An 11,265-nucleotide genomic window follows, 5' to 3' on the forward strand; every position below is an offset into this window, starting at 1 on the left:
TCAAAAAGAGTCAGAATCCAAAGGAACGACATCAACCAAACAAACAATCGGCATCAATCGTCATGGCACGCTGTTGAGTTCTCAAGAATCGGATGCACAACTACCCTGAGCACGATGACGTGCCTGAGGTAAGAGGGCTTCGTGTTTGGTCGGCCATGAGGTGGTGCGTCAGCGACCGAAGCTTCGCTTCGAGGTCCTGCGTTCAACTCTCGTGACCGGCTATCTACTGTAGCAGCCCTTCTCCGGAGGATCAACTTCCGTCTGGAAGTCGTTCCGATCCGTGTTCGGCTCTGCCGTAGATCCCGCCGCGGGACCGGCCAAGTGCTGTGTCGAACTCCGTGAAGCTCGGTTCGGCTCTTGTCCGTTCCTCCCGCCGTGCGGACTTGCAGAAGATTAGGCAGGGGCGCGCGGCAGAAGCAAATCGGCTGGTCAGCGGCCCGTGGCCGAGCAGCCGCACCGCTCACCGGGCGCGCCGGCGTCGGTCACGATCGGCGTGGCAGCCGGGCCGCGGCGAGGTTGCGGCGCCCCCGCTTGAGCAGGGCCGCGTGGCCGTGCACGAAGTCGACCTCCCGCAGGACCGCCTCCGGGTCGGAGATCTTGACGTTGTTGACCGAGGCGCCCCCCTCACCGATCGTGCGGCGAGCGGCGTTGCGGGAGTCGGCGAGTCCGGTGGCGACGAGGGCGTCGACGAGACTCGTGCCCACGGCGACGTCGCCTCCCGGCAGCTCTGCGGTGGCATCGGCGAAGGTGCTGGCGTCGAGGCCGAACACATCACCCTTGCCGAAGAGCGCCTGCGACGCGGCCTGCACCGCCGCGGTCGCGTCGGGCCCGTGCACGAGGGTGGTGATGTCGCCGGCAAGGGTGCGTTGCGCGGTCCGCTTGAACGGTTCGTGCTCCACCTGTTGCTCCAGGTCGTCGATCTCGTCGCGGGTACGGTCGGTGAACACCTTGAGCAACTTGATCACCGAGGCGTCCTCGATGTTGAGGAAGTACTGGTAGAAGGCGTACGGCGAGGTCATTGCCGGGTCCAGCCACACGCTGTTGCCCAGCGACTTGCCGAACTTCTCACCGGAGGCGTCGGTGAGCAGCGGTGTCGTGAGTGCGTGCACCTGCTCGCCCTCGACGCGCCGGACGAGGTCGACCCCGGCGGTGAGGTTGCCCCACTGGTCCTGCCCCCCGGTCTGCAGGGTGCAGCCGTGGTCGCGCCACAGGTGCAGGTAGTCGAGCGCCTGGAGGATCTGGTAACTGAACTCGGTGTAGGAGATGCCCTCGTCGGAGTTGAGCCGGGCGGCCACCGCGTCCTTGCGGATCATCTGGTTGACCCGGAAGTGCTTGCCGTAATCGCGCAGAAAGTCGAGCGCGCTGATCGGCGCCGTCCAGTCGAGGTTGTTGACGAAGACCGGCGGGTTGGCGGTGTCGGCCCCGAGCACGGCCCGCACCTGGGTCGCGATGCGCTCGACGTCCGCGGCCGTCTGTTCCTTGGTCTTCAGCACCCTCTCGCTGGTCGGGCGCGGGTCGCCGATGAGGCCTGTCGAGCCGCCGACGAGCCCGATCACCCGGTGCCCGGCGCGCTGCAGGTGCCGCAGCACGATGAGCTGTACGAGGTTGCCGAAGTGCAGCGACGGAGCGGTGGGGTCGAAGCCGCAATACACCGTCAGCCTCTTCTCGAGCGCCTCCCGCAGCACGTCCTCGTCGGTGGACAGCGCCACCAGTCCGCGCCACATCAGCTCGTCGAGCACGTTGCTCACGCCGCTACCGGTCCTTTCCGTTCGCGCCGCGTCGGCGGCACCGTCTCCTTCCCGGGGCGGCTGCCCTCGGGACTGCTAGACAGACTGCCGCACCCGGCGTCCCGGAACGCAACCGGTTTCGGGGTGCGGTCATCACTCATCGGCGCGAGCCGGAACGCCTGCGTGCCCGCGCCACGGCCGGGCGGTACACCGACACGGTCGGCTCATCGGCCAGCCAGAACCGCCACGGGTAGACGGCCGGGTCACCACCGGGGCCGCTGACCCCCACCCGTGGCCCTTGTCGCACACGACTCTCACCCGGCTCGCCCGGCTCGACCGCTCCGCTCAGCCACACCGGGGCGGCCTGGGCGGTCGTGTCGACGCCGTTGTGCTCCCGCCCGATCCCGAGTGCCACCGTCATCCGAGCCGGTCCGCGAGCCAGGTCACGCGGGTTCGGTGGACGACCGCCGGGACGGGTCCGCCGGGCCAGCGCCTCCGGGGCGCCGGCGACCACCTCACCGGCACGCAGCAGCACCGCCGAGGCGCGTCCGGAAGGCCCGCACACGACGTTCGCACAGAAATGCATGCCGTAGGTGAAGTAGACGTAGAGCCCGCCGGGCAGCCCGAACATCACCTCGGTGCGCGGGGTGCGTCCGCGGAACGCGTGGGAGCCGGGGTCGCGCTCGCCGTCGTACGCCTCCACCTCGGTGAGCCGGATCGTCACACTGTTGTGTGTGATGAGGCAGCCGAGGAGGTCCGGGGCGACCTGCAGCACCGGCCGGTCGTAGAACTCCGGACCGAGCCGACCGAGCCGACCGGGCCGATCGAACCGGCCGAGCCGATCGGATGGCGAGCCCGGCGCCACCTGGCTCAGTCCCGCACCCGCGGGCGGCGCTGGGCCCAGTCACGGTGCCAGGCCGCGACCTGACGGGCCCGGAACAGCTGCTCGGCGACCTGGCTCGGCGCCGTACCGCCGCGGGCGTTGCGGGAGGCCAGCGAGCCGGGCACGCTGAGCACCTCCCGCACCCCGGGGTTCAGCGCCGGGTGGATGCCGCGCAGCTGATCGTCGGACAACTCCCACAACTCGATGCCGAGGCCCTCACACTCGCGAACGCAGGCACCGGCCACCTCGTGAGCCACCCGGAACGCCACGCCCTGGCGCACGAGCCACTCGGCGACGTCCGTCGCCAGCGAGAAACCCTGCGGGGCCAGCTCGGCGAGCCGTTCGGTGTGGAAGTCCAGGGTCGCGACCATGCCGGCGACGGCGGGCAGCAGCACCTCGAGGGTGTCGACGGCGTCGAACACCGGCTCCTTGTCCTCCTGCAGGTCGCGGTTGTACGCCAGCGGGAGCGCCTTGAGAGTGGCCATGAGACCGGCGAGGTCACCGATGAGCCGGCCGGCCTTGCCGCGGGCCAGCTCGGCGACGTCGGGGTTCTTCTTCTGCGGCATGATGCTGGAGCCGGTGGAGAACGCGTCGTCGAGGGTGACGAACCCGAACTCCTTGGTGGCCCACATGATGACCTCTTCGGCCAGCCGCGAGACGTCGACCGCGGCCATCGCCGCGACGAAGCAGAACTCCGCGACGAAATCCCTGCTGGCTGTGCCGTCGATCGAGTTCTCCACGGCACCCTCGAAGCCGAGGTCCGCGGCCACCAGCTCGGGGTCCAGACCCAGCGAGCTGCCCGCGAGCGCGCCCGAACCGTACGGCGAGACGCACGCCCGCTCGTCCCAGTCGCGCCACCGGTCGACGTCGCGCAGCAGCGCCCACGCGTGCGCGAGCAGGTGGTGGGACAGCAGCACCGGCTGCGCGTGCTGCAGGTGGGTGCGGCCCGGCATCGGGGCCTCCCCGGCAGCAGTGGCCTGGGCGATGAGCGAGTCGACGACGTCGAGGACGAGGCCGCTCACCGACCGCGCGTGATCGCGCAGGTACATGCGGAACAGCGTGGCGACCTGGTCGTTTCGCGAGCGGCCGGCCCGCAGCCGGCCGCCGACCTCGGGGCCGACCCGCTCGATGAGCCCGCGTTCCAGGGCGGTGTGCACGTCCTCGTCGTCCTCGCTCGGGGCGAACGCGCCGGAGTCCACGTCGCGACCGAGCGTGCGCAGCCCGGCGAGCATCGTCTCCAGGGACGCGTCGTCGAGCAGCCCCGCCCGGTGCAGCACGCGCGCGTGGGCACGCGAACCCGCGAGGTCGTAGGGCGCCAGGCGCCAGTCGAACTGGGTGCTCTTGCTGAGAGCGGCGAGGGCCTGCGCGGGGCCGCCCGAGAAGCGGCCGCCCCACAGGGCCAGGGGGGTGGACGCAGGCTGCTCCCCCGGTTCCGCGGGGGCCGCGGCCCCGTCCGGGTGGGGGGTGCTGTCAGGGTTCACGGGGAAACTCCATCGATGTCGGGTCGGGTCGCGTCGCGGCCAGATCGGGTTGCGTCTCGGTGCCGGCACCCGTGCGAGGGCCAGGGCCAGGGCTGCGGGCAGGCTCGGGATCCGGCTCGTCGGTGCCGGCGGCGAGCGCGAGCAGACGCCGCACGACCTCGGCGCTACCTGGCTCGTCGGCGGCGATGACGAGGATCGTGTCGTCACCGGCGACGGTGCCGACGATGCGGCCCGCCCGCCACACGGCGCTGCGGTCGATGGCGGAGGCGAGGTAGTTCGCGGCGCCGGGTGGGGTGCGCAGGACGGCGAGGTTGCCGACGGCCTCGGCCGCCACGAGCAGTTCTTCGCACTGTCGGCGCAGGCGGGCGTCGACTTCCTCGGAGTCGACGGCCGGGCGCGGCGTCATGTCGCCGCCCTCGGCGGGCACCGCGTAGACGAGCTGACGGCCGCGGCGCACCTTGACTGCGCCGAGGTCGACGAGGTCGCGGCTCAGCGTCGCCTGGGTGACCTCGAGGCCGTCCCGGGCCAGCAGGGTGAGCAGCTCGGCCTGCGAGCGGATCGGCAGGTTGTCGAGCAGTTCGACGATGCGCCGGTGGCGCGCGGTGCGGGACTGGGCCAGCGCCATGCGTCAGCTTCCGGCGGCGGCCGCGGCGTTCTCCTCGGCGGCGGTGTCGAGGATCCCGGACAGCGCGGCGACGAACTCGTCGATGTGCTCGGTCTCCAGCAGCAGCGAGGGGGCCAATCGGATCGTGTCCTCCCGGACGGGGTTGAGGATGAAGCCGGCGTCCTGGCCGAGGACACAGGCCCGCGGCGAAATCGGCGCGTTCAGCGAAATCCCTTGCAGCATGCCACGACCCCGCATCCCGGCGATCTGCGGGTGGGCCAGGCCGACGATCGCATCGGTGAGCTTGGCACCGACCTGCTCGACCCGCTCCAGCACGCCGTCGCGTTCGATGACCTCCAGCACGGCCAACCCCGCCGCGCAGGCCAGCGGGTTGCCGCCGAAGGTCGTGCCGTGCTGACCGGCTCCGAGCAGGGCGGTGACATCGGTCCCGTAGGTGATGAGCGCGCCGATCGGGAAGCCGCCACCCAGGCCCTTGGCGACGGTGATCGCGTCGGGGGTGATGCCCGCGCGCTGGTGGGCGAACCACACTCCGGTGCGGCCGATGCCCGACTGGATCTCATCGAGCACGAGCAGCGCCCCGTGCCGGGTGGTCAGCTCGCGGGCCAGCCCCAGGTATTCGGGGTCGGCCGGGAGCACCCCGGCCTCGCCCTGCACCGGCTCGACGACGAAGGCACCGATCTCGTCTCCGTGCTCGGCGAAGACGGCGCGCAGCGCGTCCGGGTCGTTGTAGGGCACATGCGGCAGCACGCCCGGCAGCAGCGGGGCGAACGGCTCCCGGTACGCCGGCTTGTGGGTCAACGCGAGGGCCCCGGTGCTGCGGCCGTGGAACGCGCCGGTCGTCGCGAGCAGCCCCGGCCGGCCGGTGCGGCGGGCGAGTTTGACGGCCGCCTCGTTGGCCTCGGTGCCGGAGTTGGCGAAGAACACCGCGGAGCCTGTGGGCGCGCCGCTGACCGCGAGCAGCCGCTCGGCGAGCTCGACCTGCTGGGGGGTGGTGAAGAAGTTCGAGACGTGGATGAGGCGGGCCGCCTGCTGCGCGACGGCGGCGGCGACCTCGGGGTGCGCGTGGCCGAGGCAGTTGACGGCCAGACCGCCGACGAGGTCGAGGTAGCGGTTGCCGTCGACGTCCCAGACGAAGTCGCCCGCGCCGTGATCGAGCACGAGCTTGGGCCGTCCGAACACTCCCAGCAGGGACTGCTCGTAGCGGGCGAGCACCGCTGGCGCGGTGGGCGCGGGCTGGGTCATGACGTCTCCTCGTCGGCGGTGGTGGGGGCGTTGGGGTGCCGCGGGGTCGGCGCGTCGGCCGGCGCCCCGTCGGTGCCGGTGGTCTCGTCGGCGGGGCCGACCATCGTGCCGACGCCGGAGTCGGTGAACAACTCCAGCAACACGGCGTGCGGCACGCGCCCGTCGATGACGTGGGCCTGCCCGACGCCCGCGTCGACCGCCCGGATGCAGGCCTCGAGCTTGGGCGCCATCCCGGCGTCGATCGTCGTCAGCATGGCGCGCGCGCGATCGACGGGGAGCCGGGCCAGCAGCGAGTCGGGGTCCGGCCAGTTCGCGTAGATGCCCTCGACGTCGGTGAGCATGACGAGCTTGCGGGCGCTCAGGGCCGCGGCCAGCGCGGCCGCGGCGGTGTCGGCGTTGACGTTGAGCACCTGTCCCGGGTCGTCGAGGTCGCGGGCGATCGTGGAGACCACCGGCACGCGGCCGGCGTCGAGCAGGTCGAGGACGGCGGAGGGTTCGACCTTCTCGACGTCGCCGACGAGGCCGAGGTCGACCGGGGTGCCGTCGACGAGGGTGCCCCGGCGGCGGGCCCCGAACAGGTGCGCGTCCTCACCGGAGAGGCCGACGGCGATCGGGCCGTGCAGGTTGAGCAGGCCGACGAGCTCGCGGCCCACCTGACCGACGAGCACCATGCGCACGACGTCCATCGCCTCGGGGGTCGTCACGCGCATCCCGCCGCGGAACTCGCTGGTGATGTCGAGTCGCTTGAGCATGGCGCCGATCTGCGGCCCGCCGCCGTGCACGACGACCGGCCGCAGCCCGGCGTAGCGCAGGAACGCGATGTCCTGCGCAAAGGCTTCTTTGAGATCGTCCCGCACCATCGCGTTGCCGCCGTACTTGACGACGACCACCGCCCCCCGGAAGCGCTGCAACCAGGGCAGCGCCTCGACGAGGGTGGCGGCCTTCTCGGCGTCGGAGAGCGTGGACGTGGTCATGGCTGATCCCCCCTGGATCATCGACGGTCGGACGCGCGGCGCGACGCGGGCGCCGCGACCTGGCTCACGTGCTGTAGGCGGAATTCTCGTGAACGTAGTCGTGGGTGAGGTCGTTGGTGAGCACCGTGGCGCTCGCCTGCCCGGCGTGCAGGTCGACGAGGACGTGCACGTCGCGGCCGGAGAGGTCGACGAGGGAACGGTCGGCACCGACTCCCATGGCGCGGCACACCTGAACCCCGTTGACCGACACGTCGAGTCGGGCCGGCTCGAAGACGGCGGACGTCGTGCCGACGGCCGACAGGATGCGGCCCCAGTTGGGGTCGCCGCCGAAGATCGCGGCCTTGAACAGGTTGCTGCGGGCCACGGCCCGGCCGACTTGCACGGCGTCGTCCTCGTCGGCGGCTCCGACGACCTCGATCTCGATGTCGTGGTGGGCGCCCTCGGCGTCGCGCATGAGCGCGTGGGCCAGCTCGTCACAGGCCTGCGTGAGCGCGGCGACGAAGCCGGCCGGGTCGACGGTCGCGTCGGAGGCGCCGGAGGAGAGCAGCACGACGGTGTCGTTGGTCGACATGCAGCCGTCGGAGTCGAGCCGGTCGAAGGTGAGCCGGCACGCCTGGCGCAGGGCGGCGTCGAGCTCGGTGGCCGGCAGCGCGGCGTCCGTGGTCAGCACGACGAGCATCGTGGCCAGGCCGGGCGCGAGCATCCCGGCGCCCTTCGCCATGCCCCCGATGCTCCAGCCCGAGCCCGGCACGAGCACCTGCTTGGGCACGGTGTCGGTGGTCATGATCGCCCGGGCCGCGTCCTCGCCCGCGGTGGGCGCCAGGGCCGCCGCGGCGTCGTCGACCCCGCTCAGGAGTTTCGGCATGTCGAGCCGGTCCCCGATGAGGCCCGTCGAGCACACGAGCACGTCACCGGAGGACACCCCGAGCACCTGCGCGACCCGCTCGGCCGTCGTGTGGGTGTCGGCGAAACCCTCCGGTCCGGTGCAGGCGTTCGCGCCGCCGGAGTTGAGCACCACCGCGTCGATCCGCCCGTCGGCGACCGCGACCCGGCTCCAGGTGACCGGGGCCGCCTCGACGCGGTTGGTCGTGAAGACGGCGGCGGCGTGGTGGTCGGGCCCGTCGTTGACGACGAGGGCGACGTCGGGGGCCCCGCCGGCCTTGAGGCCCGCGGTGACCCCGGCGGCACGGAAACCCGCCGGTGCGGTGACGCTCACGGGGTGTCCTTTCGGATGGTGTCGGTCTCGGTCGGTCAGCTGGTCGAGGGCGAGCCCTCGGAGCCGGAGTCGGGGGCGTCGGTGTGTTCGATGGCGGCGTCGGTGGAGGGCTCTTGGACGGTGTGCCCGGCCTCGGCCCACAGGCGCGCGGCGACGCCGGCCTGCACGACGGGCACGAGGATCCAGTCGGTGTCGAAGGTCGACATCGTCACGACGCTGATGCCCTCGCCGGTCAGCGGCTGCAGGAGGTCGTGCAGCACGCCGACGAGCGTGAAGTCCAGCGGCCCGACGACCTCGTAGGCGAGGAAGGGGCCGGCGTGGTCGACGCCGTCGGGCACGTTCGCCGCGAGCGCGATGACGGAGGTCTCGTGCGCGTTCCACGAGACGGAGGTCAGCGGACCGGCCGGGCGCGCCCAGGTCGGCAGTTCGCTGCCGGGCTCGAGCCGCACGATCGCGACGGGGTCGGGGTGCAGCGTCAGCGTCCAGTGATGCTCGTCGGTCACGGGGCCACCCCGGCCAGGGGCAACCCGGTCGTCTCCGGCAGGCCGAGCGCGAGGTTGGCGCACTGCACCGCGCCGCCGGCGGTGCCCTTGGTGAGGTTGTCCTCGGCGGCGCTGACGATGACCCGGCCCACGGATTCGTCGACGGCGAGCTGCAGCTGCACGACGTTGCTGCCGAGCACCGCCCCGGTCGAGGGCCACCGCCCGCTGGGCAGCACCTGCACGAACGGCTCGCCGGCGTACGTATCGACCCACGCGGCCCGCACCGCCTCCGGTTCGACGCCCTTGCGGAGCCGGGCCGTGCACGTCGCGAGGATGCCGCGGGGCATGGGCGCCAGCGTCGGGGTGAAGCTGACGCCGACCCGGCTGCCGGCGGCCGCCGACAGGTTCTGCACGATCTCGGGCGTGTGCCGGTGGCCGCCGCCGACTCCGTACGGGCTCATCGCGCCCATGACCTCGGCGCCGAGCAGGTGGGGTTTGAGCGAGCGGCCCGCGCCGGAGGTGCCGCTGGCGGCGACGACGACGAGGTCGTGCGGTTCGATGACGCCGGCCGCCAGGCCCGGGGCCAGCGCGAGGCTGATCGCCGTGGGGTAGCAGCCGGGCACGGCGATGCGGGGGGCGCCGGCGAGGTCGTCGCGGCCGCGGCTGCCGTCGGCGCGCGGCAACTCGGGCAGCCCGTAGGGCCAGGTTCCGGCGAACGGCGTGCCGTAGAAGCTCTCCCAGTCGCCGGCATCGCGCAGCCGGAAGTCGGCGCCGCAGTCGATGACGACGGTGTCGTCCGGCAACTGCTCGACGAGCGCCGCCGAGGCGCCGTGCGGCAGCGCGAGGAAGACGACGTCGTGGCCGGCGAGCACGTCGGGGGTGGTGGGCTCCAACTGCCGATCGGCCAGAGCGCTCAGCTGCGGCTGATGCTCGCCGAGGAGGCTACCGGCGTTGGACGACGCGCACACCGCGCCGATCTCGAACTGGGGATGGGCGAGCAGCAGTCGCAGGATCTCTCCCCCGGCGTAGCCACTGGCGCCCGCGATGGCGGCGGTGAACACCCGAGCAACTATACGGGTGTACGCAAAGTTATGCGAATACCGGGTGGGTTCGGCACCGCCTCAGGCGATCTGCGGGCACGTCGGCGGTCAGGTGCCCTCGGGCAGATCGCGTCGGCGCCGATCGTCAGCCGGCGAGCGGGTCGTCGTCTCCCCACGGGATGAGCGCGATCGTCCGGGCCTGCTCGGGGATGCCGACGGCGGCCCGCATCGCGAGGTCCCCCGGGGTGTCGGCGCCGGCCCGGACCATGCGCCCGGACCACGCGTCGAGCCGCCCCGAGGCCAGCGCCAGCGCCAACTCGACGACCTGGCCCGGTTCGGTCCATTCCGTGCGGTCGCGGTGCGCCGCCATGGCGTTCGTCATGTCGGTGCGGACCACCCCGGGCGCGAGGTCGAAGGCGTAGACGCCGCGACCGGCTCCGGAGGCGTGGGTGGAGCCGGTGATCCGGCCCAGCGCGCTCTTGCCGACGTTGTAGGCGGTGGCGACCGACCCCGCCCGCGTGCCGGATCCGGAGTTGATGTTGATGATGCGACCGGCTCCGGCCTCGAGCATGCCCGACAGCACCATGCGGGTGACCAGGTACGGCCCGCGCACGTTGACCTCGACGCTGCGCCACCACTGGTCGGGATCGGACTCCTCCAGCGGCACCTCGTCGTCGATGACGCCCGCGTTGTTGACGAGCACGTCGATGCGCTCGACGCGCTCCCGCACGCTCGCGATCCAGTCGTGCACGGCACGTTCGTCGGTCACGTCGACGGAGGCGACCTCGATGGGGTCGGCACCCTGGACCTCGAGGCGGCCGCCGCTGCGCGAGCTGCCGACGACGGTGTAGCCCGCCGCCGCGAAGCCGCGGGCGAGGTGCGCGCCGATGCCGCGCGCCGCGCCCGTGACGACGGCGACACGCCGGTTCTGCGCGCTCGGCGAGGTCTCGCCCGCTTCGCTCGCCGTGTCGGCGTCGGTGCCGCTCGATTCCTCAGCCACGCTGCTCGGCTCCCGTGTGGCGCGCGGCCGCGGCGACGGCGGCGTCGCGCAGGACGCTGACCTGCTGTGTGGTCATGGTCTTCTCCCGCGGTCGGAAGGTGAGGCGGTAGGCCAGCGACTTCTTTCCCGCGCCGACCTGTCCGCCACGGTAGACGTCGAACAGCGCCAGCGCCTCCAGAGCCGCCCCGGCTCCCTCGCGCAGGGCCGCCTCGACGTCGGCCGCCGGCACGGGCTCGTCGACGACGAGGGCGACGTCGCTGTGCGCCACGGGCAGCGTCGACAGGGTCTCGACCTGCACCGCGTCTCCGGCCGCCGCGACGAGCGCGTCGAGGTCGAGTTCGACGGCGCACGTGCGTGCCGGCAGGTCGAGCCGCTGGCAGGTCTTGGGGTGCAGTTCGCCCGCGTGGCCGACGGTCTCGCCGTCCGGCAGGCGCAGGGCGGCGCACCGGCCGGGGTGCCACGGCGAGTGGTCGTCGGCGGCCAGGGTCAGCTCGACGCCGAGCGCGCGCCCGAGCTGGCGGGCCAGCCCGATGGCGTCGGCGGCGTCGACGGCGCGCCCCGACCCCCACGGCCCGCCGGGCACGGCGTCGCCGGC

11 protein-coding genes are annotated in these 11,265 nt (G+C 72.6%); all 11 read right to left on the minus strand.

Annotated elements, in window-relative coordinates; genetic code table 11:
* Nucleotides 1–482: 482 nt before the first annotated feature.
* Nucleotides 483–1,748 carry a tyrosine--tRNA ligase gene (gene tyrS / locus PINTE_RS17665; protein ID WP_068433402.1) on the minus strand — a complete coding sequence of 422 codons (1,266 nt, stop codon included), beginning with the start codon at nucleotides 1,746–1,748 and terminating at the stop codon, nucleotides 483–485.
* 136 nt (nucleotides 1,749–1,884) lie between these two features.
* Nucleotides 1,885–2,502, minus strand: coding sequence for a DNA-3-methyladenine glycosylase (locus tag PINTE_RS17670; protein WP_068433416.1), 618 nt, complete (start codon nucleotides 2,500–2,502; stop codon nucleotides 1,885–1,887).
* A 95-nt stretch (nucleotides 2,503–2,597) separates the two neighbouring features.
* Nucleotides 2,598–4,091: an argininosuccinate lyase gene (argH, locus tag PINTE_RS17675; protein ID WP_084343756.1), complete on the minus strand. Its 1,494-nt coding sequence runs from the start codon at nucleotides 4,089–4,091 to the stop codon at nucleotides 2,598–2,600.
* A complete protein-coding gene (locus PINTE_RS17680; RefSeq protein ID WP_068433404.1) occupies nucleotides 4,081–4,716 on the minus strand; it encodes an arginine repressor in 636 nt (211 codons plus the stop codon). The genes argH and PINTE_RS17680 overlap by 11 nt, the downstream gene beginning before the upstream one ends.
* 3 nt (nucleotides 4,717–4,719) lie before the next feature.
* The gene (locus PINTE_RS17685) at nucleotides 4,720–5,958 is read right to left on the minus strand and encodes an acetylornithine transaminase (RefSeq protein ID WP_068433407.1); all 1,239 of its coding nucleotides are present in this window, start codon (nucleotides 5,956–5,958) and stop codon (nucleotides 4,720–4,722) included.
* The gene (gene argB, locus PINTE_RS17690) at nucleotides 5,955–6,932 is read right to left on the minus strand and encodes an acetylglutamate kinase (protein ID WP_245643032.1); all 978 of its coding nucleotides are present in this window, start codon (nucleotides 6,930–6,932) and stop codon (nucleotides 5,955–5,957) included. Before argB ends, PINTE_RS17685 begins: the two co-directional genes overlap by 4 nt.
* Before the next feature lie 64 nt (nucleotides 6,933–6,996).
* Nucleotides 6,997–8,148 (minus strand): bifunctional glutamate N-acetyltransferase/amino-acid acetyltransferase ArgJ, encoded by a 1,152-nt coding sequence (gene argJ / locus PINTE_RS17695; RefSeq protein WP_068433411.1) that lies wholly within the window; start codon nucleotides 8,146–8,148, stop codon nucleotides 6,997–6,999.
* Nucleotides 8,149–8,183: 35 nt separating this feature from the next.
* Nucleotides 8,184–8,651 (minus strand): ACT domain-containing protein, encoded by a 468-nt coding sequence (locus PINTE_RS17700; protein WP_245643033.1) that lies wholly within the window; start codon nucleotides 8,649–8,651, stop codon nucleotides 8,184–8,186.
* The gene (gene argC / locus PINTE_RS17705) at nucleotides 8,648–9,691 is read right to left on the minus strand and encodes an N-acetyl-gamma-glutamyl-phosphate reductase (RefSeq protein WP_068433413.1); all 1,044 of its coding nucleotides are present in this window, start codon (nucleotides 9,689–9,691) and stop codon (nucleotides 8,648–8,650) included. The genes PINTE_RS17700 and argC overlap by 4 nt, the downstream gene beginning before the upstream one ends.
* Before the next feature lie 124 nt (nucleotides 9,692–9,815).
* Nucleotides 9,816–10,670 carry an SDR family oxidoreductase gene (locus tag PINTE_RS17710; RefSeq protein WP_084343758.1) on the minus strand — a complete coding sequence of 285 codons (855 nt, stop codon included), beginning with the start codon at nucleotides 10,668–10,670 and terminating at the stop codon, nucleotides 9,816–9,818.
* A partial coding sequence (locus PINTE_RS17715) for a phenylalanine--tRNA ligase subunit beta-related protein (protein WP_505803963.1) occupies nucleotides 10,663–11,265 on the minus strand: 603 nt, incomplete at its 5' end. The genes PINTE_RS17710 and PINTE_RS17715, both read right to left, overlap by 8 nt.

Source organism: Piscicoccus intestinalis NBRC 104926 (assembly GCF_001515525.1).
GTDB classification, from domain to species: Bacteria; Actinomycetota; Actinomycetes; order Actinomycetales; family Dermatophilaceae; genus Kineosphaera; species Kineosphaera intestinalis.